This window comes from Secundilactobacillus hailunensis, from assembly GCF_005405185.1.
Lineage (GTDB): Bacteria > Bacillota > Bacilli > Lactobacillales > Lactobacillaceae > Secundilactobacillus > Secundilactobacillus hailunensis.
On record NZ_BJDO01000003.1, the window covers coordinates 48,289 to 73,008 of the forward strand.

25 protein-coding genes are annotated in these 24,720 nt (G+C 44.9%); 10 read left to right on the forward strand and 15 right to left on the reverse strand.

Annotated features, from left to right (window positions below; translation table 11 throughout):
* Positions 1–81: 81 nt before the first annotated feature.
* From FFM73_RS01480 to FFM73_RS01490, 3 genes are all read right to left on the reverse strand, one after another.
* Positions 82–2,070: a cation:proton antiporter gene (locus FFM73_RS01480; RefSeq protein ID WP_137630014.1), complete on the reverse strand. Its 1,989-nt coding sequence runs from the start codon at positions 2,068–2,070 to the stop codon at positions 82–84.
* A 77-nt stretch (positions 2,071–2,147) separates the two neighbouring features.
* Positions 2,148–2,939, reverse strand: a complete 792-nt coding sequence (gene map / locus FFM73_RS01485) for a type I methionyl aminopeptidase (protein WP_137630015.1) — start codon at positions 2,937–2,939, stop codon at positions 2,148–2,150.
* Between the two features lie 30 nt (positions 2,940–2,969).
* Complete coding sequence (locus tag FFM73_RS01490; RefSeq protein WP_137630016.1) at positions 2,970–3,518, reverse strand: TetR family transcriptional regulator; 549 nt, start codon at positions 3,516–3,518, stop codon at positions 2,970–2,972.
* Between the two features lie 190 nt (positions 3,519–3,708).
* On the opposite strand from FFM73_RS01490, the gene FFM73_RS01495 reads away from it, so the two are divergent.
* From FFM73_RS01495 to FFM73_RS01510, 4 genes are read left to right on the forward strand one after another with little or no spacing between them, the layout of a single operon-like run.
* Complete coding sequence (locus FFM73_RS01495) at positions 3,709–4,476, forward strand: lysophospholipid acyltransferase family protein (RefSeq protein WP_137630017.1); 768 nt, start codon at positions 3,709–3,711, stop codon at positions 4,474–4,476.
* Positions 4,473–5,294 carry a glycosyltransferase gene (locus tag FFM73_RS01500; RefSeq protein ID WP_137630018.1) on the forward strand — a complete coding sequence of 274 codons (822 nt, stop codon included), beginning with the start codon at positions 4,473–4,475 and terminating at the stop codon, positions 5,292–5,294. The genes FFM73_RS01495 and FFM73_RS01500 overlap by 4 nt, the downstream gene beginning before the upstream one ends.
* Positions 5,295–5,305: 11 nt before the next feature.
* Positions 5,306–6,250: a glycosyltransferase family 8 protein gene (locus FFM73_RS01505; protein WP_137630019.1), complete on the forward strand. Its 945-nt coding sequence runs from the start codon at positions 5,306–5,308 to the stop codon at positions 6,248–6,250.
* On the forward strand, positions 6,247–7,125 hold the full coding sequence (locus FFM73_RS01510; RefSeq protein ID WP_235874423.1) for a lysophospholipid acyltransferase family protein: 879 nt from the start codon (positions 6,247–6,249) through the stop codon (positions 7,123–7,125). Before FFM73_RS01505 ends, FFM73_RS01510 begins: the two co-directional genes overlap by 4 nt.
* Here the strand turns inward: FFM73_RS01510 and FFM73_RS01515 are convergent.
* Together FFM73_RS01515 and FFM73_RS01520 are read right to left on the reverse strand one after the other, a co-directional pair.
* Positions 7,089–10,187 carry an AAA family ATPase gene (locus FFM73_RS01515; RefSeq protein WP_137630021.1) on the reverse strand — a complete coding sequence of 1,033 codons (3,099 nt, stop codon included), beginning with the start codon at positions 10,185–10,187 and terminating at the stop codon, positions 7,089–7,091. The two genes, FFM73_RS01510 and FFM73_RS01515, sit on opposite strands and share 37 nt — an antisense overlap.
* A complete protein-coding gene (locus FFM73_RS01520; RefSeq protein ID WP_137630022.1) occupies positions 10,184–11,326 on the reverse strand; it encodes an exonuclease SbcCD subunit D in 1,143 nt (380 codons plus the stop codon). The genes FFM73_RS01515 and FFM73_RS01520 overlap by 4 nt, the downstream gene beginning before the upstream one ends.
* A gap of 158 nt (positions 11,327–11,484) precedes the next feature.
* Here FFM73_RS01520 and FFM73_RS01525 point away from each other — a divergent pair, with 158 nt between their 5' ends.
* From FFM73_RS01525 to FFM73_RS01540, 4 genes are all read left to right on the forward strand, one after another.
* Complete coding sequence (locus FFM73_RS01525) at positions 11,485–11,979, forward strand: methylated-DNA--[protein]-cysteine S-methyltransferase (protein WP_137630023.1); 495 nt, start codon at positions 11,485–11,487, stop codon at positions 11,977–11,979.
* A gap of 71 nt (positions 11,980–12,050) precedes the next feature.
* Positions 12,051–12,623, forward strand: coding sequence for an LOG family protein (locus FFM73_RS01530; RefSeq protein WP_137630077.1), 573 nt, complete (start codon positions 12,051–12,053; stop codon positions 12,621–12,623).
* 109 nt (positions 12,624–12,732) lie between these two features.
* Positions 12,733–13,221, forward strand: coding sequence for a hypothetical protein (locus FFM73_RS01535; protein ID WP_137630024.1), 489 nt, complete (start codon positions 12,733–12,735; stop codon positions 13,219–13,221).
* Between the two features lie 100 nt (positions 13,222–13,321).
* Complete coding sequence (locus FFM73_RS01540; protein WP_373278619.1) at positions 13,322–14,131, forward strand: alpha/beta hydrolase; 810 nt, start codon at positions 13,322–13,324, stop codon at positions 14,129–14,131.
* Positions 14,132–14,191: 60 nt separating this feature from the next.
* On the opposite strand, the gene FFM73_RS01545 is transcribed toward FFM73_RS01540, so the two are convergent.
* The 3 genes from FFM73_RS01545 to FFM73_RS01555 form a co-directional block, all read right to left on the reverse strand.
* On the reverse strand, positions 14,192–14,662 hold the full coding sequence (locus FFM73_RS01545; RefSeq protein ID WP_137630026.1) for a glutathione peroxidase: 471 nt from the start codon (positions 14,660–14,662) through the stop codon (positions 14,192–14,194).
* A 145-nt stretch (positions 14,663–14,807) separates the two neighbouring features.
* Entirely contained in the window at positions 14,808–16,334 is a 1,527-nt protein-coding gene (locus tag FFM73_RS01550) for an NAD(P)H-dependent oxidoreductase (protein WP_137630027.1), read from the reverse strand.
* Positions 16,334–16,960: an NADPH-dependent FMN reductase gene (locus FFM73_RS01555; RefSeq protein WP_137630028.1), complete on the reverse strand. Its 627-nt coding sequence runs from the start codon at positions 16,958–16,960 to the stop codon at positions 16,334–16,336. The genes FFM73_RS01550 and FFM73_RS01555 overlap by 1 nt, the downstream gene beginning before the upstream one ends.
* 327 nt (positions 16,961–17,287) lie before the next feature.
* Between FFM73_RS01555 and FFM73_RS01560 the strand changes: the two genes are divergently transcribed.
* On the forward strand, positions 17,288–17,839 hold the full coding sequence (locus FFM73_RS01560) for a PadR family transcriptional regulator (protein ID WP_137630029.1): 552 nt from the start codon (positions 17,288–17,290) through the stop codon (positions 17,837–17,839).
* Entirely contained in the window at positions 17,839–19,422 is a 1,584-nt protein-coding gene (locus tag FFM73_RS01565; protein ID WP_137630030.1) for an MFS transporter, read from the forward strand. Before FFM73_RS01560 ends, FFM73_RS01565 begins: the two co-directional genes overlap by 1 nt.
* Before the next feature lie 63 nt (positions 19,423–19,485).
* Here the strand turns inward: FFM73_RS01565 and FFM73_RS01570 are convergent, their stop codons facing one another.
* From FFM73_RS01570 to FFM73_RS01600, 7 genes are all read right to left on the reverse strand, one after another.
* Entirely contained in the window at positions 19,486–20,136 is a 651-nt protein-coding gene (locus tag FFM73_RS01570) for a TetR/AcrR family transcriptional regulator (protein ID WP_137630031.1), read from the reverse strand.
* An 11-nt stretch (positions 20,137–20,147) separates the two neighbouring features.
* Positions 20,148–21,293, reverse strand: a complete 1,146-nt coding sequence (locus tag FFM73_RS01575; RefSeq protein ID WP_137630032.1) for an ABC transporter permease — start codon at positions 21,291–21,293, stop codon at positions 20,148–20,150.
* Positions 21,290–22,015: an ABC transporter ATP-binding protein gene (locus FFM73_RS01580; RefSeq protein ID WP_137630033.1), complete on the reverse strand. Its 726-nt coding sequence runs from the start codon at positions 22,013–22,015 to the stop codon at positions 21,290–21,292. Before FFM73_RS01580 ends, FFM73_RS01575 begins: the two co-directional genes overlap by 4 nt.
* Positions 22,016–22,127: 112 nt before the next feature.
* Complete coding sequence (locus tag FFM73_RS01585) at positions 22,128–22,373, reverse strand: YdeI/OmpD-associated family protein (protein WP_137630034.1); 246 nt, start codon at positions 22,371–22,373, stop codon at positions 22,128–22,130.
* 106 nt (positions 22,374–22,479) lie between these two features.
* On the reverse strand, positions 22,480–23,229 hold the full coding sequence (locus FFM73_RS01590) for a DUF6198 family protein (RefSeq protein WP_137630035.1): 750 nt from the start codon (positions 23,227–23,229) through the stop codon (positions 22,480–22,482).
* Between the two features lie 23 nt (positions 23,230–23,252).
* Entirely contained in the window at positions 23,253–23,651 is a 399-nt protein-coding gene (locus tag FFM73_RS01595; RefSeq protein WP_137630036.1) for a VOC family protein, read from the reverse strand.
* 41 nt (positions 23,652–23,692) lie between these two features.
* Positions 23,693–24,700: a zinc-dependent alcohol dehydrogenase family protein gene (locus FFM73_RS01600; RefSeq protein ID WP_137630037.1), complete on the reverse strand. Its 1,008-nt coding sequence runs from the start codon at positions 24,698–24,700 to the stop codon at positions 23,693–23,695.
* Positions 24,701–24,720 lie beyond the last annotated feature (20 nt).

Here is a 24,720-nt window from a genome sequence, read left to right on the forward strand (position 1 = left end):
TATTATACTAACTACCTAATATTCCTACTATATCTTATAAACATAATGTTACTAATTTCACACAATAAATTCAACCTTTATTTATCGATATGATTCGCTATTTTGAATATACGTAATTTCGTCAAAGGAAATCCGCTGCTGCAATTTTTCTGCGAGATCCGCGGAAATATCGCCCTTAGCAATTGCTCGCTGAATCAGTTCGTATTCTGCATGAAAGGCACGCATAAACAGCTGATAAACCATATTGGGGTCAACATCGCCGCCACGAATTCGACGGTGACGAGTTCGATAGAAGCGCCGGACAAGGTTTGTTTCAACCCCGTTTTCTCCACTATTACGTTTAAGATAGTCCATCACTGCTTCAAAGCCAGCTGCTTCGATTGGCAGAATATCTTCACCGTGTTTTTCAAACGCCTCACGCCAATAAACTTCTTCCAACGCCACCGGTGCGGTCAAAAAGGCTTCCTGCGCGCGATGCAGATCCTTGTAGAGTGTCCCAATGTGAAGACTGAACCGAATTCGCAACCAAACGTTTTTCCAGACTTTTTCATCAGCGGAAAAATGGTTTAACTCCAAGAATTTATTATAGTAGGTCATTTCATCTTCCGTGATCCGACCGTTCTCATACATTTCCCGAATCTTTTGGCTTTCAACCTTGTGCGCTTGTTTCATAATCTGCCGTTCGATCCGTAAATTCGGTGTCGCATCCAAGATCAAGGCCTGCTGCAATGAATCAATGACGATCTGAGCTTCAGCCGGATACTCCTTTTCCGCAACTAGATCACTGATACCGGCTTGAATCATCCGTCGAACCCACTTATACCGTGGCTGCGTTGATTCCTGACTCGGCAGTAATAGCGGAACAAAAATGGTTGGTAGCAACAAACTGGTTAAGATCACGACTGCGGCCAGAAAAATCAACGGTCCTCGTAACAAAAACGCATGCCCATTGACCATCGTTGGAATTGAAAAGGCCAAGGACAACGTAATCGTCCCGTTAGCACCACTTAACGCCATAACCAAACTATCACGCCAGATATGATCACTCTTTGTTCGGCGCTTGAGTAAAAACCGGGTCCATAACAGACGAATAATACCCTTTAACGCATACAAGAAAAGACCCAGTAATAATAATTTAGGAATCGTGATCTGCGTATTGGTATGCACGTCCAAAGCGCGAATAACGTCTGGCAGCGAAAGCCCTAAAAGCACGAACACCGTTCCAGACAAGACGCCACTAACAATTTCCCAGACATTGCTGGTCACCAGCTGCATTCGCGATGACGTCAGCCGTAGCTTATCCCGTTCAGAACCCTGTACCAGTCCAGCAGCCACAACTGCTAGAATACCAGACAAGGCCAGCTTTTCAGCTAATAAATACACCAAAAACGGCGTTAATAGTTGAATCAGCACCATAATCAGTGGCGTGTCATCGTTGTGCCGAATGAGAAATAGTCGTGTGCTGACGACCATTACACCAATAAAGGCCCCAAATAGCAGCCCACCAAGGAATTCCCAGACAAACATCCCCACGGCCGTGCTAATTGAAAACTTGCCTGACATATAAGCCGCTAAGGCCATATCGAAAATAACGATCCCAGCGGCATCATTAAACAGCGATTCATGCTGCAAAGTGGCCGCCTGTTCTTCCGCAATCGGGTTTGCCTCAAAAATCGAGTTCACCGCAGATGCATCGGTAGGCGCCACAATCGCAACTAACGCAAAACTTAAGCTCAATGGCAAAATTACATAAAGCGCATGAATGCTTATCCCGACAACGAGCACCGTGACCACTACCAGTCCAACAGCCAACGATAAGATATTAGTAATCGAGCGTCCGATCCAAAACCGAGAACTGTTCTGCGCTTCATTGAATAGCATTGGTGCAATAATCGCAAACGCAAACGTTGATGGGTCTAGATGAAATCCCCTATAGGCTGGCAGTAATGCCAGCAGTAGCCCTAATATAATCAGAAAAAATGGCAACGGAATGGCTGTCAGGTGCCGCGATAAAATATTAGCGAGCACCACCACAGCTAGAATAATAATGAGTAAAAGTACTTGATCCATAATTACCCCTCACCCCCACTTATGAAACCAGTATAACGGTGTTAAGGGCATTTGCCACAGATTTTGTTTGGCTTTATCTATAAGTATTTAGCATCTCTAATTGGATCTTGAGAAGTTAAGATCTTGGGGCCATCTTTAGTAATGACCAAAGTGTGCTCAAACTGCGCCGATGGTTTCCCGTCGGCTGTCACGTAGTACTCCCATGAATGATCAGCCGTTTCCATTGAGCGAATCTCACGGGTCCCCAAATTGACCATGGGCTCAATGGTAATAGTCATGCCTTCACGCAGGCGCAAGCCCTTTCCAGCCGTTCCGTATGCTGGCACGTCCGGCTGCTCATGCATCGTCGGCTGGATACCATGGCCGATCAGTTCGCGGACATCGCCCATTTTATTTTCAGTCTCTACATATTGCTGAATGGCCGCACCAACATCACCTAACCGGTTACCGATCACAGCCTGATCAATACCGCGATATAGCCCCTCTCTGGTAACATCAAGTAAACGTTGGCTTTCTACTGAGATGTCACCAACCGCATAGCTGCGGCAGGCATCGCTTAAGAATCCGTTCAAATTCACAACGAGGTCCACTGCCACGACGTCACCGGACTTTAAGATCAGCGCCTTTCTAGGCGTGGCATGGGCCACCTCATCGTTGACGTTCACACAGGTAGCGTACTTATAACCTTCAAATCCCTTTTCTTCAGCGGTCGCACCATGTTCTTCAATGTAGGTATTGGCAAATTTCTCGATCTCCCAAGTTGAGATGCCCGGCTTAATGACTGTCTTGAGACCGTTTAATACCCCTGCTAATACCGCACCGGAGGCACGCATCTGTGAAATTTCACGGGTTGATTTTAACGTAATCATGGATAATTCTCCCTTATTAATTAATTTAATTCATTTAAAGAAATCTTTGATTCGGGTTAGTCCTTCAGCGATTTCTTCATCCGTCGGCAAACTATTATACTCCAACAGATAGTTAAAAACGCTATTAACAACGCCACTCACCACGGCCAGTTCAAACGGCGACGCTGACTCACCCAGCATCTGACTCGTTGCCTTCTTAACCTGATCGGTAATTTGCTGGGTCAAATCAAAATCATTGAGGTGAATGGTCCGTAAAGCTAAAATTGGTCGCCGATAGTTTTTAATTAAAGCCGTCAACCCAGGTCTTAAACGGTCAACGATCTGAATAACCGTCAGCTCCTGCTGAATTAGTTGAATGCGAAGCTGCGCAATGTCACCAAACCCTGCCACGACTTTTTGACTCAGCTTTTCTGCCAGATCGTACTTATCTAAATAGTGAGTATAAAAAGTTTGCCGGTTGATCATCGCACGTCGAGCTAGCCCGCTCACCGTGACCCTTTCGAACCCTTCAGTCAGGACTAGATCCACAAAAGCATCTTGAATAGCACGCTTAGTTTTCAATACTCTTAAGTCTGTCATGATATTCCTCCACTTCTAATTTATCATCATTTCCCTTTAATGTGTATAGTTAAACGACAAATCAGTTATAGAATGTAACATAAACCACAGGTCGTCACAAATTGACAATTGTATGGTACAAAGCCGTTATCTATACTCGATGTAAGGGAAAAATGATGTGAGCACTCACTTTTGAAAGGAGATGATCAAAGTGCATTTCAAAATGGGACAAACCATCTACTACACTAATACTACGGAAGATATTGTCGCAACTCGACAGCAAGATTTTCAATTATCAGCGGATTATCACTGGCAAACATCGCCAGTCGCCACGAAAATGCGGTATTTTTTCCAATTTATTATTCAATTATTCGCCCGTGTTTACTGCCGCTGGGCGCTGCATATTCGCTACGTCAATCGTCAACTGCTGAGAGATAACCCTAACGGCTGCTATTTATATGCTAATCATACCCAACAAACGGGCGACGCTTTCAGTCCATTTTGCGTCACCGCCCATCCTGCTATTATTATTTCACCTTCAAATTTAGGGATTCCCATTGTTGGTCGCCTGCTTTCAGCCGCTGGCGGTTTGCCGATTCCATCCACGCCACGTTGCTTGAAGCCATTTTTACAAGCAGTTTATCACCGGCTTGACGCCGGCGAAACCGTTGTAATCTATCCGGAATCCCACCTGTGGCCCTATGCCACTCAGATTCGACCATTAGCACCAGCTAGTTTTCACTATCCGGCTAGCCACCCTGCCCCAGTCTACACTATGACAACAACGTATCAGCACTCTAGGTGGCACCGCCGTCCCAAAATTACGGTTTATCTCGACGGCCCCTTTCAACCGGATACTTCGCTGTCCCTGAAAGACCGTCAAAAAAGACTCCAGCAGCAGGTCAGTTCTCAGCTGCACAAGCGTAGCCAGAACAGCACTTACCAATATGTTACCTACCAGAGGAGGTCACAACCTTGAATGTCTTATACTGTGGGGACCAGCAAATGGAAGATGGCGTATTGATATCAACGCTTTCCTTGCTTGATAACATTTCTGAACCGTTACACATCTACCTGTTAACTGCAACCATTAAGACGCCAAAACGAGATTATGAACCATTTACAATCAAAAAGACGCGGTCACTGAACGCATTAGTCCAATCCTATGATCAGCGAAACAGCGTCACTAGGATCGATATTACTGACCAATTTGCTCAGCAGCCGCCGCTTGCAAATATGAATACTTTATTCACCCCTAATTGTATGCTGCGCTTATACGCCGATGATATCGCAGCCTTACCCGACCGCATTCTTTACCTTGATGCAGATGTGGTCTGTCGCCGCGACTGTTCAGCCTTTTATCATCAGCCAATTAAGAACATCGAATTAGTTGGGGTTTTAGATCACTACGGCAAATGGTTCTTCCGTCAGCCACTGAAAAAATTTAGTTACTTGAATTCTGGGGTCTTACTGTTGAACTTAAAGGTCATTCGCAATAACGGGCTGTTTGCTGATGCCCGCAGGCTCTGCCAGGTTCACCGCATGTTTATGCCCGATCAAACCGCGATTAATAAACTGGCGGCTGAAAAGCAAATTGCCCCCACCCGTTTTAACGAACAGAAAAAGTTAAAATCCAATACCGTTTTTCAGCATTTTACGACCAGCTTTCGTTTTTTCCCCTGGGTCCATACCCAGACGGTCAAGCCTTGGCAGATCGACCGGATGCACACCGTTTTAAAATTACACGCATATGATGATCTGCTGAAACAATACCAGCAGGTTAAGAAAACACTTTAGGAGAGATACTCATGAAAATTCCAATTTTTTACGCCATTAATGACCAATACGCATCACTATTAAGTGTCAGTCTGCAGTCTTTAGCTGACCATGCCAGTCCCAAGAACCAGTACCAGATCACCGTTTTGTACCAAACGCTTTCTGCTGAGAATCAGCAAAAACTATCATCCGTTGCTACTGACAACGTTCACATTCACTTTTCAGCCCTTGACGATCAATTTTCAAAATTATTTGAAAAAGACCATAACCTGTTACTGGCAGATATCCGAACGTTAACCATTTATTACCGATTATTCATTGCGGCTATGTTTCCCAACTATCAAAAAGCCATCTATCTCGATGCCGACACACTGGTCATGCAAGATATTGCCGGGCTGTATCAGATTGATTTAGGCCAGCACGCGATTGGTGCTGTCACTGATCAATTACTCGCCATTGACCCCGATTTATCCGCTTATCCCGCACAAGTTGTCGGCGTGAATGCCGCAAACTATGTTAATTCCGGCGTACTTTTGTTAGATCTAGCCAAACTGCGCCAACAAAAATTCTCGCAACGTTTCTTAGCACTGCTGCAGCAATATCACTTTAAACTGATCGCTGCTGATCAAGATTACCTGAATGCCATGGCTAAGGATAAGATCACTTTCTTACCGGTAAAATGGAACGATCAGACAACGGTACCCTTTGATGAAAATGGGGATGTTGGTTTAGTCCATTACAATCTCTTCCGCAAGCCGTGGCACTATCTGGATGTTCCCTGCCATCAGACCTTCTGGAAAACGGCGGACCGCACCCCCTATGCTCAAGATCTGCACGACACACTGGCACAATATGATGACAAGGATACCTCGGCGGATGATGTGAAACACCAAAGCCTTGTAAATACTGCCAACCAGTTGTTTAAAGAAAAGGTGACGTTGAAAACGGTTCTTAGTCAGGGGGCGGCTTCATTGTGAGCAATGACGAACAGGTAGTGGTTAATAATATCATTCAAGCTGTTAACGACGGCGCCTTTCACCGTAAAGTTGAGGTCTCTGACCCAACACTGTCACCGACAGACGCTCAGGCAGTTCTCACGCAATATTTAAACCGGCGTCACTCACCCTCATTTGCGGTTAAATCATGGCTGGCTGGGCAAATTATACTCGCAGCGGTGCATCATGTGAACCGTAAAACGACCGTCTCCGGACTGGAAAAGATTAATCAGATTAAGACTGGCGCCATTGTCACCAGTAACCATTTCCACCCAATGGAAAACACGGCTATTCGATATGCTCTGCGCCAAGCGGGATTCAAGAAAATGGCCATTGTCAGTCAAGTCACTAACTTTCAAATGACCGGGTTCCTCGGTTTTATGATGAACTATGCCAATACGTTGCCTATCAGCACCAATCTGCATTATTTAGGTCAAGAATTTCCCCAGCTGATTCAAGAAAAATTGGCTGCTGGCGTACCCATTTTAATCTATCCCGAACAGGAAATGTGGTGGCGCTACCGTAAACCCAGACCGTTCATGTCAGGCACTTATCACTACGCTGCCAAATTCAACGTACCGGTGATCTCTTGTTTTACCGAAATGCAGTTAACTGATCAGCCAGCCGTCAACGGTGTGACCCCCGTCACCTATCACGTGCATGTGCTTGACCCGATTTACCCAGATACGACGCTCAATGAACACGCCAGCTGTGAACAGATGCGCCAGCAAGATCAGCGACAAAAAAAGGCCGCCTACGAGGCAGCCTATCATGAACCATTAACCTATCAATTTGAACGTGACGATATCGTGGGCTGGGACTATGGTAATACCACCTTGGCCACCGACTTGCCCTGACCCATTGGCTGAACTTGAATCTGATACGAAATCGTTTCTTGCAGTAAGGTCACATGACTGATAATACCAATCATCCGATTACTGGATTCGACGTTTTCCAACGCCTTCATCGCCGTTGATAGCGATTCTTGATCCAGTGATCCAAAACCTTCATCAATAAATAGCGCATCGATACTAATGCCACCGGATTCATTTTGAATGGATTCGCCAAGTGCCAGTGCCAAACTTAAAGCAGCGATGAAGCTTTCACCGCCAGACAGCGTGTGCACACTGCGAACTTGCCCGACATTATCATCGTAAACATCGATTTCAAGTCCGGTATTTTTTTGATAAGCACCCGCTTCTAGATGAAGCTGCATTGAATAACGTCCAGAACTCAGCTGGTTTAAATGCTGGTTGGCAATCGTCAGGATTTCAGCCAGTTGAGCTCTTAATACATACCGTTCCAAGCCGAGTTTATTATCACCGCCACCTGCAACGGTCTCGACTAAGAGCTGAAGCTCATTCAGTTCATCCAATTGGGCTGCAACTTGCTGAGTTGCAGCCTTTAATTGTGCCAAAATATCACCGTTTACGGTAACTTGCTTTTGACTTTCATCAGCTTGTTTTTGAGCCGTTTGCAGCTGCTCATTACAGTCAGCTAACTTCTGTCGGTTCTCGGTTACATCAACCAGCTGCTTATCACCAACTAACTGCTGATATGCTGCCACATCCGCTTTGGCAGTCGTTAGCGCTTGCTGATGATCCTGAATGGCCTTCTTAAGGATGGGTATCTGATCCAGTTGGCCGATCAATTCAACAAACTGAGCCATTTTATTCGAACCTAAATGCACTTTAACTGTCTTTTCTAAAGCATTGGTAACCTGAGTTAACTTCTCTTCAGTTTTCTTTAACGTTGCTTCTGTGTTCTGTAAATTAGCTTGCGTCGTCGCCACTTGTTCCTTACTGTGTTGCAAAGCCTGATCATTCTGCTGTACTTGTTGCTGGTGCTTGGTCACTTGCTGCTGTTGCTGCGTCATATAATTATCAAGAGCGGTCAAATCGGCAAATTCAGCTGGCAGCTGTTTTTGAGCTGTTTCCAGTTTAGTCTGGGTGGTTTGCAGGGCTAATTTAGCCGATTGAACCCTTCCCTTTAGCGTTTGAATCGTCTGTTGCTGGTCTTCGATTGCTGCGGTCTGCATTTGTCGTTCAGCAATTGCCTGATCAACTTTAGCCAACTGCTGGGTGACATCGCTCAGCTGCTGTTCAGTTTCAGTTGCCTGTTGCGTAATCTTTGAAAGCATGACTGCCACCGTCAGACTAGCCTCAACTTTAAGCTCATCTCGGAGCTGCTGTTCTTGTTGGTTAACGGCTTGTCGCAGCGTCTCTAGTGCTTGCTGTTGATTGGTTAAGTCAGCAGTGGCTTTTGTACGTTGATCTTTTAACTGCTGCAGGGCCTGTTCAGCCACTTTGATCGTTTCATTGTCAACTGGTTTCGTTGCGGTCACCGCGTGAGGTGCCGGATGAGAGACACTGCCACAAACTGGGCATGGTGTTCCCGGTTTCAACTGACTGGCCAACACAGCAATTTGTCCCGCCAGCCACTGATTTCTTAACATCTCATATTCAGTATTGGCAGTGGCCGTCTTTTGATTTAGGTCAGTGACTGTTGACTGGAGAGCTGCAACTGTTTTTTCCTGCTTAGTTAATTGGGCTTGCTGGTCAAACAAATCACTGACCCGTTTCTTCGTGCTTGCCTGATCAACTTTTAGCGCCGTTAGCCGAGCACTGGTTTTCAGCAGATCCGCTTGCTGTCCAATTTGGTCGTTCAACTGTTTGAGTTCAGCTTGCTGAGTAACTTCAGTCGCCTGAGTTTTTGACAGCTCAGCAGCCAGCTTCAAATGATTGCGATCATCTTGATCCAGCTGCTGATTCAACTGGCGTACTTGTTCATAGAGTGGCCGTTGCTTTGAAAGAACCGCAATTTCAGACTGAATTTTAGTCATTTTCTGAGTGATTTTTGTTAATTGCCCCCGTTGTGCTTCAAACTGTTGAGAGGTTGTCGTTTGGGTTTTTAAGTCATTAGTTAAAGTAACTTTTTGCCGTTTCAATTGTTGTTGCTGTGTGGCTAACTCCTGTTGCTGTCCATAATCATGCTGCTGTTCGTTCACCCAATTCAGCGTATCTAGTTGCTGCTGTTGCTGGTCAATTTGTGGCTGATCCGCTTGCAGTCTTTTTTCTTCTTGGTGTTTAACGTTTAATTTCTCAATGTTTTGGTTCATTTTTTGATCAGTCTCAATTTGATTATTCAGCTGATTAACTTTTTTTTGCGTGGCCGTTAATGCTTGCTTAGTAGCCGTTAAATTCGTCTGATCCTGCTGATACTGACCTTCAAGCTGTTCGAGACCATGTTCGCCATCAGTAGTCGTCCAGCGTACCCGTTTCAGCCCGCTATCAATCACCGACCGCGCTGATTTGATCTGCTCTCGCTGGGTATTCAGCTGCTGTTTTAAGACCGTTGCCCAGCGCTGAAACAGCTGGGTCCCAAATACTTTTCTGAGGATGGCTTCTTTGGCACTGGAATCCGATACCAAAAAACGTCTAAATTCACCCTGTGGGAGTAAGACAATTTGCACAAACTGCTTGCGGCTGATCTGCAAAATATCGGTCAGTTTAAGATTGATTTCCTGCATCCGGGTAATTTCATCGGTTTTCACACCCGCTTTAAAAATCATCAGTTTACCGCTGCTGGGATATTCACGAGTACCCGTCCCACGCTTTTTAGCTAAAGTTTGTTTGGACTGACGTGTAACCTCGTACTCTAGCCCTTTATGTTCAAACCTCAACGTCACCGTAGTGGGCTCATCGGTTTCCGCAAAATCCGAGCGTAACGCTGAAGGATCACGGTCATCACTGGCACTTTCACCGTATAACGCAAAGGTCATCGCATCAAAGAGCGTGGTTTTACCACTGCCCGTGGGTCCAGCAATCAAAAAGATTGAAGCATCGTCCAATTGAGTAAAATCAATGGTTTGCTTAGCGTACGGTCCAAAATTAGTCATTTTCAGTTGCAATGGTTTCATGCTTGCTCCCCACTTTCATTTGCCCGTTTGAGTGCTGCCTTCGCCCATTTTTCCTGTTGCGGGGTCAGACGCTCTTTTGCCACCTGCTCGTAAAAATCCCCTAATAGGTCCATTGGCGATTTTTGTCGAATCTGCTGACTAGTTTCACCATGGTAGCGAACTTGCGGGTCAAACCCATCTGCCCGCCCTAAAGTAACGATTCGTGGAAAGATTTCCCGTAAGCGTGCCATGACGTTGGGAATCGGCTGCTTATCGGTCAGCGTGATGCCAACGTAATCTTCGTGATTGACGGTAATATCATCAGCCGTAGCCATTAGCTCTTCAAAACTACTGGTGATCTGTCGCACGTCATGAATCGGCGTAATCGATTTGAACGTGACCTTGACGGGTGTCTGGTCGGTATCCACGATCCAAACGCCCTTTTTCTGGCTGGCTTCTGATAAGGAAAACTTAACTGGCGAGCCACTGTAACGGGCATTGGGCAGCTGCAACGCATCTTTTCCGTGTAAATGTCCTAAAGCAACGTAGTCAAAATCCGCTAATAGATCCGTTGGCACCGCGGCCAAACCTCCAACGGTTAAATTGGTTTCCGAGTCAGTAGTTGAACTGCCGGCTACAAAGAAATGTGCTACTAATAGGTGCTTCTTAGAAGAATCAAAGTGGGTTTCCATTTCCGTAACAACTCGTTCAAACGCTTGATCCAAATGCTGAATAGTATCATCGTTAAAGTATTGCTGAGCCGCAAAGGGTTCAAAATAGGGACAGAGGAAAAGTTGCGTATCAGGTAATTCAATCGGGGTAAACGCTTGGCTAAGATCAGTATGCAGGTATAGATTAGTCGCCTTAAACCACGGCGTACCCGTTGCCAACCGTGTCGCACTATCATGATTACCAGAAATGGCGTAGATGGGTAAGTGGTCCGTCAGGTTCAGTTGCTGCAACATCTGATTGACCATTGCCACTGATGCTTCGCGGGGTAATCGTCGGTCGTAGACATCGCCCGCAATAATCAGGCCATCAACTTGTTCTTGTTTAGCGATCTGTTCGATCTGGTCAAAGGCGTTTTGCTGCTCATCGGTCAGATCAAAACCATGAAGCCGGCGACCAATGTGCCAATCCGCTGTATGTAGCAATTTCACTCTTATCGCTCTCCGTTCGTATTCGATACCTTTTATTTTAGCAAATTAACAGTCGCTGGAAAAGCTAATACGCGAACATATTTTCGATTTATTTGTCCCACTTGCCAAACTCACCAAAATAGCCTAATCTGCAGGTAACTTATAAAGGAGCTGATGATATGCTGCAGACAACTTACGCGTCACCGTTAGGCCAATTGATCCTGTTGGCGGATACTTCGCACTTATTGGGTGTCTGGTATTCTGACCAGGCTCATTTAGGCGCTCATTACCCACTTGCATCGATCAAACATGGCAGTTCAACTGTGCTGAAACAAACTGCCCAGTGGTTAACCGCTTATTTTAATGGTCAAAAGCCATCCATTAAGCAACTCCCATTAGCACCAGAGGCCACACCCTTCCGCCAGCAGGTCTATCGTGTTTTGACAACGATTCCCTATGGCCAAACCATGACTTATCAGCAAATTGTTGAGCGACTGTCTGAATTAAACGGTCAGCCAACTGGATCAGCTCGGGCAGTTGGTGGCGCCGTGGGCCACAATCCAATTTCAATTATTATCCCCTGTCACCGGGTTATCGGTACCAACGGCAACTTAACTGGTTATGCTGGGGGCCTAGCACGTAAAAAAGCGCTGTTAGCGCTGGAGCAGGCCTAAATCGGGTTAATTGTAATACCCAATTTTACCTGCAAAATGCTTGATAGCAACTTTTAGGAGGAATCTGAATGATCCAAAAAATTGCGGTTTACTGTGGTGCATCCGCAGGAAATCTACCGGTCTACCAGCAAACGGCTGCTGAACTTGGCCGTTACCTGGCTAAGCATCAGCTGGAATTAGTCTATGGTGGTGGCAGTGTCGGCTTAATGGGCGTACTGGCAACTGCCGTGATTGATGCCGGCGGTAAAGTACACGGCGTCATGCCGCAAAACCTCGTTGACCGTGGTGCTGCAGCTCACAATCTCACCGATCTGACGGTGGTTGACAATATGGCGCTGCGTAAACAGCGAATGTTAGCCATGGCCGATGGCTGTATTGCCCTGCCCGGTGGTCCAGGAACGTTAGAGGAAATCGTTGAAGCCTATTCTTGGGCGCGAATCGGCGATAACCCTAACCCCTGTGTTTTTTATAACGTCAATCACTATTACGATCCGTTAAAGACCTTTTTTGATCAAATGGTTCAGCAAGGCTTTCTCACTGCTGAACATCGCAGTAAGGTGTTGTTCGTCGATCGGCTCACTGAGATTTTTAACTTCATGGCCCATTACACCCCCCCAACCGTTAGAACCAACTATCATCACTAAAAAACAAAGCCCTGCCATATCTGTTGGCAGGACTTTTTAGTGTTCAATTAACTGGATTCTAGTTATAATCATACTCAAAAAGTAATCATTAAGAAGGGAGCTGTCTATCATGCTTGCTGATGTGCACTACTCCACGCAAGTACATACGGACGTTTTTCAGGGACTCATTGTATTGGATAAGCAGGCGCAGCGCCATTTTTGGGCAACCTGCTCACAGTTGGTTTGTCTAGTCATTTTATTAGCGTCAACAATTGGCATGATGAGTATACCGCCACTTTCATCAATGAACTATACGACGGTTAGTCTACAAGCAATTTGGGCTTCGCCAGTTGAGCGCTTATTTATATTCTTAATTATAGGGTCATTTGGCATCTCCTGGATCTTTTGGCTTCGCGACCTTAAATATCAAACCCTAGCTTCAAAATACGATCAGCTATATCGGGAACACTTAGCCATGATCAAAGCTTCAGCACCCCTAACGGAACTGAATGCCCATTACCGCTATCTGATGTCGCTGGCAAGCCACTTTACACTGACCAGTAATGTGATTTTACTGGCATACGCGGCAGCCATTATTATTTATCATCTACAACCCTGAACCACACTGCTTTTTAGAATTCAAAAATGGGATAGCCAAACCAAATACTTGACCTTGTCTCATTTTTTTGGCATACTCACCGTGAATTTAATCTTTGGAGGTGGGTAAGATGCAAGTGAAACATGATATTGTTTATGATGAAAATCGCCATTTAACGCTGGATGCTTACCACGATGGGACCAAGCCATTTTTAGGACTCATTATTGATATCCACGGTGGGGGCTGGTTCCGTGGTGATAAGGGCAAAGATGCAGATTGGGCATCCCGTTTAGCTGACCTTGGTTATATGGTACTCGTACCCAATTATCGCATGACTCCTGACGTTTATTACCCTGAACCGCTAGCTGATATGGCATCATTAATGGAGTGGATCTCGCGCAGTGAATACAACCAGATGCCAATTGGTGTGGTCGGCTCTTCTGCAGGGGGCAACATGGCGGTTGAAATGGCCATTCGCTACGGGATTCCGGCAGTTTCGCTTTCCGGTATTTTAGACATTGATGACTGGCTGGCCAACCACAAAGACGTGGTGCCTGCTGAAGGCGACACCAGTGGTTTTAACCAGCAAGCCAGTTCAACAATTAATCAAAATGGTGCTAACGACGCCTTTTACAAGTGGTTTGTAATGAACTACTTTAACCAACGGACAGACGAATTAACCGCCGCAACCCCCGTTCACCGGGTAACCAGTGAGACTGGTCCAATGTATCTAGCTAATTCTTTAAATGAATTTGTGCCGACCAGCGGGATTTTATCAATGGCTGATGCTTTGACGGACGTTGGTGTCCCCTTTGAATTGAATATGGTGCCCGGTACGCGTCACGCTAAGGGTTATTTAGATGATGTTTACGATGAAACCGTCGACTTTTTGAGGCACCATGTCTTAGTTAAACACGTTGATGCCGTTTAAATATAGTTCAGAGAAAAGTAGCGTTGGTAACTTGAATGAGTTTACCAACGCTACTTTTATTTAATCTTTTAGCGCTTTCACAATTGCTGGTTCAACTTTTTCTGGTTTAGTCACCGGCGCATACCGACTGATCAGCTGTCCGTCACGACCAATCAGAAACTTCGTAAAGTTCCACTTGATCCGACCATGACCGGCAGTATCTTTCAAGTAGGTAAACAATGGATCTTCGCCATCACCGTTGACTTGGACCTGCTTGGTCATTGGGAACGTCACGCCATAGTGTAGTTGACAATACGCCTCGGTTGCTTCATCTGAATCCAGTTCCTGGTGAAATTGGTTTGATGGCAGCCCTAATACTTCAAATCCCTGTTCATGATACTGCTGATAGAGCTTTTCAATGCCTTCTAGCTGCGGTGCCAGACCGCACTTACTAGCGGTGTTCACGATCAGCAAAACTTTACCGGCATAGTCGGCAAAATTGATTGCTTGACCACTCATTTCAGTTTCTTGAAAATCATATATTGTACTCATACTTCTTCCTCCTCTTAAAAGCATTGTGCACAATCAATATAACGCTTTTAAGCGACACTAACAAGCTATTGCAACGATTAAAATAACCCGTCAAACAGTCCAGTTAACTGTTTGACGGGTTATTTAATGACTTATTTAAGCTTAATTAGCTTTCTGACGCCCCAGATGTCGCATCAGTATCCGCTGACTCTGATTCTGGTTTCGGAGCAGCTGCAGGCTTCTTAGCCGGTGTCGAATCATCATCAGATGTGTAACCGGTTTCTGATGAAGTTTCCTCAGAAGCACCAGTTAAAGCATCTGCATCGATGGGTTCTTCCGCAGCTGCAGGCTTTACAGCTTCAGTTGATTCAGAAGCCCCACTGGTTGTATCAGTTGCTGGTTTTTCTTCAACTGATTTAGAAGCTGAAGCCCCACTCGTAGCATCCGCTGCAGGCTTTTCTTCAACTGACTTAGAAGCTGAAGCCCCACTCGTAGCATCGGCCTTGGTCGGATCGGAATGCTTAGAAGCACTGGTAACGGCATCCAAACCAGTAATTGGTGACATTGGAACAGCGTCCGGATCCTTAACCAACTTTTGACCCGTAGCAGCCAAGTAATACTTCAAGATCGGCATAATATCGATCACTAATTCGTTGACTCCACGGTAACGCCGGTTTTCATCGCGCATTGCCCGGTAGTAATGCATCACATGCTGATTAGGTCCCGTTTGAGCTGGCATTGAAACGACGTCGCTTTCACCGGTCCGTAATGCATAAAGCACCTGCTTAACGTGTTCAACCACTCGAGCTGGGTGAACAGCACTTAACGGATCACCTGCTTGATCAGGGGTTCTTGGTGCCAGCATATGTGCTGCATCGGTCTTCTTGTTGTAGTAAATGAACTGGTTATTGTCATCGGCAAAGGTCAATTCACCCGCCATGGAATTCAGGAAGTAATTGAGCTGATCGACGGTCAAGAGTCCACGGTCAAGTTTGACGTAATCGCCACCGCTAGCAGCATGGGTCTTTTCAGCAGCCTTTTCAACCCATTCCGGATCAGTCATATCAACGTCAGGAACCGTTGTATTGACTGGATGTTTAGATTCCATGTCTTCTTCGTGGGAATTCTTTGGATCTGGTGCGTCCAACATTTCAATCACCCTCATAAACGTTAAGAATTTCTTCATGACTGATTCCAAGAAACCAACGGTCCCTGAATCCTTCAAATTACCATCAGCATCAAAGGCTTCCTTGGCATTACTCAAAAGAAATTCATTACCGGGCATCACAAACGCGTTGACTCCAGGAGATTCCAAAATTTGCTTTAAGTGCAGCTGGGCCCGTGAAGACCCCTGAGTATGGTAGGATGCCCCAACGATCCAAACCGCTTTGCCATCCAGTGGATGAACGTTGTTGGACAACCATTCAATCACGTTCTTCATGGCTGCGGGTACCGTATGATTATGTTCTGGTGTTGCTAAGATGACACCGTTAGCACCCGAAATCTTACGCGCTAGTGCGTGAACTGCTGGGTTATCATCATGATCTTCGTCTTCATTAAATACGGGGATATCATTAATATCTAAGATCTCAATATCAACCGTCTTTTTAAAGTGGTCACGGATAAATTCCAATAACATCCGATTATATGATTGTTCACCGATTGAACCGGCGATTCCAACTAATTTAACCATTACTTATCATCTCCTGTTGTTCCGTTATCCCAAGAAAACGTTGCTGCTTGCTGCTCGTGCAACTTCTTCGAATGATCCAGCTGATCGGTTAAATCAACAAAATCCAAGAAGTCATCAAACAAGCCATCCAGCTTTTGGGCTTCAGTAGCCGATTTTAAATCGCCCTTATCATCAAAAGCTTGTAATGAGTGACCTAATAGGAACTCTGAGCTTGGTAGCACAGTTGCCTTTAGTTCTGGTGAATCCAGAATCTGGCGTAACTGAGCCTGCGCTCTAGAAGCCCCTAAGGTTCCGTATGAGGTACCAACGATCATGACTGGTTTATCCATTAATGGATGAATCCCGTATGATAGCCATGCTAATGCACTTGATAACAGTGCTGGGATAGAATGATCATATTCTGGTGTCCCAATAATTACGCCGTCAGAAGCGTCGATCTTATCAGCCATATCACGTGCCTGTTGAGGAACGAAAGCTTCCTTCGTTTTCTTAAAGATCGGTAAGCCTTTCAGTTCAACAACGTCGATTTCAGCTTCGTCCGCATACCGCTTTTTCATATACTGCAATAGCTTCCGATTGGTTGATTTAACAGTGTTGGTCCCGACAAGTGCCACAAACTTTTTCATTTGTTTATTCACCCTTTCTAAGGGTCTCTGCAGACTGTTTCAGTGAATCAAGCAAATCAGTTCACCACGCTTGCAGAAACTTCTTGTGAAAAAATATACATACCAATATAGGATTGTATCTTCTGTTAATATCATACCACGAATGCGCCAATATTTTGAGTAAAAATTCTCGTTATTTGGAGAATAATATATATTTTTGGAATTTTTTATATAACTGGATTGTTTAGTTTCTTATTTGACCGTCGCTTTATTTTTTTAAAGTTTTTCTTGCATTACCCGTCGAAACGACCTATACTCGATAAGTCGCTCAGACCTATGGAGGCTATTATGTATGAATTATTGATTCTTGGCATGCTCATGTCCCGCGACATGTCAGGCTATAAGTTACGGGGCGTTTTGGGCAGCGCGCTAGTGCCTCAGCGAAAGATTTCAAACGGCGTCATGTATCCGCTGCTTTCCAAATTGGAAACTAACGGTGACATCGTCTTCATTGAAAATCCCAAGGACCCTCGCAATAAGAAGTTAGCTCACATTACGGATACTGGCCGAACTCTTTTTTATCAACTCATGCAACAGCCAGTGCCAGAAGGCGCGCGTAATGAATCTATTTATCGCTTCAAGTTTCGGGGCATGTTTGCGGTGGATCGAACACAGCAACAGCAACTGCTGCAAGAGTATGCCGATAAAGTGCAAGAAGACCTCAATATTTATCGTAAAGTTCACGCGCATTTATCAGCGAAGTTAACTGATGAAGGCGTTAATCAAGACGCCCTAAAAGCTGGCATCCATTCAATTGAGCTGAGCATCGTCATCTGCCAGGCTAAACAGACCTGGGTAACGCAATATTTATCAGAAATTCAAAATAAGGAGTCAAAATAATGACACAAAAAACAAGTATTAAGCAGTGGATCGCATTAGCGGCCATGGGGCTAGGCGTTTTCATGGGACTACTGGATGTCACCGTTGTTAACGTCGCACTGCCAACCATGGTGCGTGATTTCAACACCACCTTTACCAACCTGCAATGGGTCTTAAACGCCTATACATTAGTTTATGCCGTCACCTTAATGATCATGTCAAAACTGGGTGATATGTACGGCCGGAAGAAAATCTTCCTGGGGTCGTTGATCCTGTTCGTTATCGCCTCAGCCGTCAATGGAATGGCCTCTAGCCTGTTGATCTTAGATATCGGTCGTGGCGTGCAAGCCATCGGTGGTGCCGGGATGATGTCCTTATCAATGGCGTTAGTCGCTTCCAACTTCTCCGGTAAGGGCCGCGGTTTAGCGCTGGGTATTCTCGGCTCTGTCATTGGTGTTTCAACAGCATCTGGTCCGTTGATCGGTGGTTATTTGGTCGAAAACTTCGGCTGGTCATCGATCTTCTACGTTAACGTTCCCTTTGGAATTATCGCAACGATCTTAACCATTCTCTACGTTAAAGAAACCCCTAGTTATGGTAAGAACCAAAAAGTTGATCTGCTGGGCATGTTACTGTCCGCATTAGGGTTATTCGCAATTATCTATGGTCTGATCGTCAAGGAAGGCCATCCACACTGGGACTGGACTGATGCGCGGGTCAGCAGCTGGCTGATTGGTGGCGTGGTCGTGATGATCGCCTTCATCATCGCCGAAGCTAAAGCCAAAGATCCCATGGTCAACCTGAAAATGTTCAAAAAGCCCCATTTCATTGGGGTCGTAATCGTCGCTTTCGCGTTAGGGGCTGGATTCTATGCCTATAACGCGTTCTTAACGGCGCTGATGCAGAACTACATTGGCTATTCTGCTACCCAAACTGGGGTCAGACAACTCGTCATGAGTGTTTGGTCACTGGTTTTGGGCCCGATTGTTGGAATCTTAAGTGCCCGCTACTCCAAGAAATGGATGATCAGCATCAGTATGTTCGTTGGAACACTGGGCTTTTGGTTAATGGCACGGGCAATCAGCCCAACCGTGAGTTTCGTCGATCTTTGGCCTGGCATGGTGTTCATGGGAATTGCTAACGGAATGGTCAACCCCTTGCTCAACACTGCTGGGATGGAAGGTATTCCCGCCAATGAAATGGGCATGGCTTCTGGTTTACTGAACGTCTTCCGTCAATTAGGGACCACCATTGGCGTGGTTGTATTGGGCCTGCTTCAGGACAATCAATACGAAACCTATCTGAATAATCACCTGTCTTCGATCAATATGCCGGCACCAGCACTTAGCGGTCTTAAAAAAGCGCTGATTGACGCTGGACCATTTTCTGGCCACGGTATCGCCTTTTCTAATCGATTGAGTCACGCGCCATTTGCACAAGACTTTCAGCGGATCGTCATTCACGCTTATGATAACGGGATGATAACCGTTGCAATCAGTTCAGCAATTCTGGCTTTAATCGGTGGTATTGCCGCTGCCGTCTTGCTGCAACGGAATCCGAAATCAGTTGAAATTCCAGTTAAGCAGCCAGAAGAAAATAACTAATTTATCGCTAAAAATGACCTGGTTACCAGTTAATTCTGATAATCAGGCCATTTTTATACCATTTTATTTGGAATCCTTACTGAGTGCGTGTACGATCAAGTCTTCAATCGTTTGTAAATCAGCATCTTCATCGAATTTAGCATCCGGCAGTAAGACTTGCTGCTGAATAAAGTAAGTTAATAACTGACCGGAAATCGTTCGTAGGACCGCTACTGGAGCTAATTCTGTCCGCAAACTGCCGCTCTTTTTTAGTTCCCCGTAAATATTATCGATGAACATCGGTGCGGTTTCCTTCATAAATGTTTGAAACATTGCTCTGGTATTGGCGTTGGTCATAATCTGTGTCAGAAAGATCAAAGCCACTTCCTTATTTTGCTTCACGAATTCGTACCGGTTGCGGACTAGAAAATGCACGGCATCCCGCAAAGAAGCTGGCTTAGGGATATCTGACAGAAAATCTTCTCGATATTCAGGTAAAAGATGATCGATCATAGGCTTTAAAATTGCCGTCAGTAGATCATCCTTAGTCTTAAAATACTTAAAGATCGTTGCCTGACTAATACCGGCATTTTTAGCAATGGCCATGGTTGAAGTCCCGTCAAATCCTTGCTTGGAAAACAACTCCAAAGCTGATAGCATGGCAGAGCGTTTACCATTAGGCATTTCCTGTGCTTCAAGCCAATCACGATAACTTGCTGAAATTTCTTGTTTCAATGTAATCCCCCCTATACTTTCCGGTAGCGTCTGAGCCCTCTGATATTTAGGAAGGTCAGCACGACTAAGAAGATCAGCAAGACACCAATATCACCACCGAACGTGAATAGACTCTTCCCCTGCATCATGATTCCAGTAACTGCATCGCCGGAATATTTGATTGGAATGATATAGGAAATATCTTGAATCCAGCTGGCCATGGAATCCATTGGAATGATACCAGAGAAGAAAATTTGTGGAATGATCAGGATTGGGATAAACTGCATCATTTGGAATTCGGAGTTGGCAAAGGTCGATAATAAAATACCAAATGCCAGCGCCACTAGGGCCAAAATCAAATTGATGACGATAATACTGATAACATTACCAACAACTTCAACCCCTAACAGCCAAATTGTGGCCATGACAATCAGAATAGTTTGGAAAATTGCTAAAATACCATAACTCCCCATGTAACCAAACACGATTTCTGAACGTCTAACCGGCGTTGCTAGTAACCTGGAGAGCGTTCCACTGGTTCTTTCCTTTAAGAGTGCCATGCCTGAGATCAGGAATACGAAGAAGAAAACAAAGAAACCCATCAGAATTGGTAGCATTTTATCAAAGAAACCGGTACTAGAATCACCGTAAACATAGTGGTTCGTAATTTGCGGAGTGGCGGCTTTTTTCTGTGTTGGCATCTGCTGTTGCATCTGCTTTTGTACTGGTGTTGGTAACGTTGCCTGTAATTTACCAATGGTTTTCTGAGCAACACCCAACTGGGTCTTCATTTGATTAATATTGGTTTGGGTCAAAGCAGACTTGAAAGCCATTTTGACGGCCGATGTTTTACTAGAATCCGTATTCGCATAGGTTAAACTATAATCATTGCCAGTCTTGTGGATAATCGCATCGATTTTATCAGCCTTCATGGCCTTTTTGGCATTAGCTTGACTGGCGTAATGCTGAACGTTAACGTGCTTGACCCTATCTAAATTAGTTGAAACGCTAGTCGTTACCCCCACTGTTCCAACCTCTACGTTGGTGGTGGAGTTCGCCGTAAAAATGACACTCATCAACCACAAAACCAAGATCGGTGCTAAAAACATCAAGGCTAATGAACGCTTATCACGTAGCATTTCGGTTAATACCCGTTTCATAATTGCAAATGTTCTCATTGTAATTCACCTTCTGCCTTCAAAAATACGTCTTCAATTGAATCGACTTTGTACTGCATTTTAAGTGCTACCGGTTCATCAAAAGCAATCACCGAGCCGCCCAATAATAATGCCACCTTATCTGTCAGTTCAGCTTCATCCATCACGTGGGTAGTGATGAGAATACTGCGGCCTTCATCGCGAATAGAATCAAGCTCACGCCAAATTTGTCGTCGTAGCGCTGGATCAATACCCACAGTTGGTTCGTCTAATACCAGTAATTCAGGATTCCCTAATAGCGCGATTGATAATGAAAGTCGACGCATCATGCCACCAGAATAACCGCTCACCCGCTTGTCGAGATCATCTTGCAGATCAACCACCTTGGCCACGTGATCGATAGAAGCGCTAATTTCAGCCTTCTTAATGCCTTTCATCTGAGCGAAAAACTTTAAATTTTCTCGGCCAGATAAGGAATCATATAATGCGTCAGTCTGCGCCATATAGCCGATTCGTGACAGTAACTTTCGATTAGGCATCACTTGTCCAAAGACCGTTGCACTGCCACCGTCCGCAACTTCCATACCCAAGGCTGTTTTAATAACCGTTGATTTGCCAGCACCCGATGGACCAATCAAACCAACAATCTGTTTGGGCATAACCGCTAAATTCACATCCTTCAAAACCGTTTGTTTGCCAAATTTTTTAACTAAATGTTTCAAATCAATAATTGCATTAGGCATTTCAATTCCTCCATTCAAGGTAAGTGATTGATTACTCACTAGTGAGTAATCAATCACTTTTTTAAAAATGCAATAAAAAACGAACTTCATTTACACGAAGTTCGTTAATACCCTATTCCTTAGGTCGTGAATCATACGCCCGTTTTGATTTGTAGCCCGCTTTAAAGACCACCTTCATTTGTTCAATGTGACGCTGTTGAGTAGCTTCAGCTTTAGCCCCGAAAATAAAACGAGCCCACTCCCGCTGGTAGCCTGGTGTTAAGTCAGTGAAGAACTTTTGTAAATCAGCATCTTTAGCCAATAGTTCAGTGACTTCAGGAATATCTTTTTCGTAATCTGCTAATGGTTTTTGTGCCATCTCTGATCACCCCTTTTTTATAATGCCATCAGTATAGCATTTTTAACGACTAAAATTGACAAAAAATAAGACCCACCAGCAGTCACTGATGAGTCTTATTATTTGATTAACGCCCGACATCCAACGCCTGATGTTTCAGGTTCGGAAAGACGATCCGATCGGCAATTCCCGTGATGCTGCCTTGGAATAGAAAGGCAAACAAGGTACCAATCCCAATATTGACTAGACTGCCCGTCATGAGCACTGCAATCAGCCCCATGATAGTCGGTGGTACGTAGGAGAACCACATTGCAAGCGTCACGTTACCATGACAATACCGGTAGCGCAGAATCTGAGTGAGATCATCGGCTGGGTGCAAGACCAAGTTCACCCGCTGATAGATGGAGATGGCAGTTCCCATGCAAGCCACACCGATGAAGTTAATCAGCACGTACAACGTCACCATGCCTGGCGAATAAGCGTTTGGCATAATGCGGTTGAAAATGTCACCAAACCACTGAATAAATAGTGAGAATGGTAGCAGAAAGGCAAAGTTACCTAAAACCCGTTGCCATTCAAAGTGGTGCATTAACGCTGCATTGAGCAGTGAGATGATCATCCCTAATACTAGGAAAGCCCAAAACAAGACCATTGAATTATTTCCCAGTAAGGCATGACCTAAGTTCGATTCAGCCGCGGTCCAGTACGCGGAACCTAGAAACGACGGGTGAATATGCGTGCTAGTAACCAACGTAAGGACGTTTCCCAGCGAGTTGATCACAAGCGAAATAGCAAAATATCCTAGCGATGCTGCCATACTAATGTTACGTTTTGAAGATTGTGCGGATAGTGTTACTGGTTGGTGAACTGCATTCATCGCTTTTTCACGCCCTTTCGTCATTACTTTGTCAGTTTTTCACAGAATTCAATCTTTTCATGGTTAGGTCCCTGAATATTGAAGAACCGAATACCATGATCCCAGAATGAAGGAATTGATTGAATCTCTTTATCCAAGAAGGTAATCCCATCAAGTTCATGAACGGCCTTCCAAGCATTATCAATGTCCGTTGCATTTAATGAAACATGGTTGATAGCACCGGTCTTCATTACCACCGGATCACCTTCCCAGGTTTCGATGATGTAGTTACCGAGCTGCAAGAAGGCACAGCGGTTCTCACCGTTATGGAACAAACCGGCAACCTTAAAACCCAGTTTCTTGTAAAATGCAATGGTGACGTCTAGATCTTTTGATGGGATCCCAACGTGTTGGATACCCGTTACGTAATCAGTTAGTTTCATGATTTATTACTCCTTAGTCTGATTTACTGAAACAACGTCCGTTACTTCTCGTCGCTGACTTTAACAACGGCTTTAGAAACATTCGGAACCTTGCCTTCAAGTACATCAGCAACTTGTGAGAAGTTCAATTCATGACTGATCAATGGCAATACATCAACTTTACCGCTTGCAAGAAGAGCAATAGCATCTTCGAAAGCGTTCGGGTTAATGAATGAGCCTTGGATGGTCAATTGCTTTTGATAAACTTCGTAAGTGTTCATCTGGAAGTGTTGGTTAGGTTTGCCGACACCAAACATCAAAACTTGAGCACCTTTACGAGTAGCTTCAACGGCTTCTTCTTGAGTTTCTGGTAACCCAACGGCTTCAATCACAACATCGTAGTCACTAGGAATCTTGTCACGAGTAGTGTTATAAATGTTAGTAACACCGAACTTGTCCTTGTTGAACTTCAGTGTGTCGTCAATGATGCCGGCGAAGTCGACTTGGTGAACACCATAAGCTTCAAGCAATTGTACGAATAATTGACCCATGAAGCCATCACCAATAACCAAAGCCTTTTGATATGGGGTCAACTTCAAGAGTTGAACACCATGAACGGCACATGATAATGGTTCAGTAGTAGCACCGGCCTTTAATGAAACGCTGTCTGGTAAGTGATAAACGACCTTGGCTGGAGCGGTGAAGAATTCTTCTAGGCCACCATCGCGGGTAACACCAACGGCTGACAAACTGTCACATAATTCTGGGCGGGCAGTCCGGCAGTAGAAGCACTTACCACAGTAGATGTTAGGGTCAACGGTCACACGGTCGCCGACTTTGAAGCCATCAACATCAGCACCAACAGCTTCAACGATCCCTGAGTTTTCATGGCCTAAAACGATTGGTGGAACGGCGTTAGCTGAACCAGGAAGGCCATTGTACAGTGCATGGTCAGTCCCACAGATACCAGCATAGGCAGTGTGAACTAAAATCTCGTCAGCTTTAGGGGTTGGCTTGTTGTATTCCTTAATTTCCATTTTCTTAGTTCCAGTAAGTACTAAACTCTTCATAAATAATCTCTCCTTTAAAT

Coding starts and splice junctions, on each gene's coding strand:
- FFM73_RS01480 (WP_137630014.1), bottom strand. CDS start 2,070: ATGGATCAAGTACTTTTACTCATTATTATTCTAGCTGTGGTGGTGCTC.
- map (WP_137630015.1), bottom strand. CDS start 2,939: ATGATTACGTTAAAATCAACCCGTGAAATTTCACAGATGCGTGCCTCC.
- FFM73_RS01490 (WP_137630016.1), bottom strand. CDS start 3,518: ATGACAGACTTAAGAGTATTGAAAACTAAGCGTGCTATTCAAGATGCT.
- FFM73_RS01505 (WP_137630019.1), top strand. CDS start 5,306: ATGAAAATTCCAATTTTTTACGCCATTAATGACCAATACGCATCACTA.
- FFM73_RS01515 (WP_137630021.1), bottom strand. CDS start 10,187: ATGAAACCATTGCAACTGAAAATGACTAATTTTGGACCGTACGCTAAG.
- FFM73_RS01525 (WP_137630023.1), top strand. CDS start 11,485: ATGCTGCAGACAACTTACGCGTCACCGTTAGGCCAATTGATCCTGTTG.
- FFM73_RS01535 (WP_137630024.1), top strand. CDS start 12,733: ATGCTTGCTGATGTGCACTACTCCACGCAAGTACATACGGACGTTTTT.
- FFM73_RS01545 (WP_137630026.1), bottom strand. CDS start 14,662: ATGAGTACAATATATGATTTTCAAGAAACTGAAATGAGTGGTCAAGCA.
- FFM73_RS01550 (WP_137630027.1), bottom strand. CDS start 16,334: ATGGTTAAATTAGTTGGAATCGCCGGTTCAATCGGTGAACAATCATAT.
- FFM73_RS01555 (WP_137630028.1), bottom strand. CDS start 16,960: ATGAAAAAGTTTGTGGCACTTGTCGGGACCAACACTGTTAAATCAACC.
- FFM73_RS01560 (WP_137630029.1), top strand. CDS start 17,288: ATGTATGAATTATTGATTCTTGGCATGCTCATGTCCCGCGACATGTCA.
- FFM73_RS01565 (WP_137630030.1), top strand. CDS start 17,839: ATGACACAAAAAACAAGTATTAAGCAGTGGATCGCATTAGCGGCCATG.
- FFM73_RS01575 (WP_137630032.1), bottom strand. CDS start 21,293: ATGAGAACATTTGCAATTATGAAACGGGTATTAACCGAAATGCTACGT.
- FFM73_RS01580 (WP_137630033.1), bottom strand. CDS start 22,015: ATGCCTAATGCAATTATTGATTTGAAACATTTAGTTAAAAAATTTGGC.
- FFM73_RS01585 (WP_137630034.1), bottom strand. CDS start 22,373: ATGGCACAAAAACCATTAGCAGATTACGAAAAAGATATTCCTGAAGTC.
- FFM73_RS01590 (WP_137630035.1), bottom strand. CDS start 23,229: ATGAATGCAGTTCACCAACCAGTAACACTATCCGCACAATCTTCAAAA.
- FFM73_RS01595 (WP_137630036.1), bottom strand. CDS start 23,651: ATGAAACTAACTGATTACGTAACGGGTATCCAACACGTTGGGATCCCA.
- FFM73_RS01600 (WP_137630037.1), bottom strand. CDS start 24,700: ATGAAGAGTTTAGTACTTACTGGAACTAAGAAAATGGAAATTAAGGAA.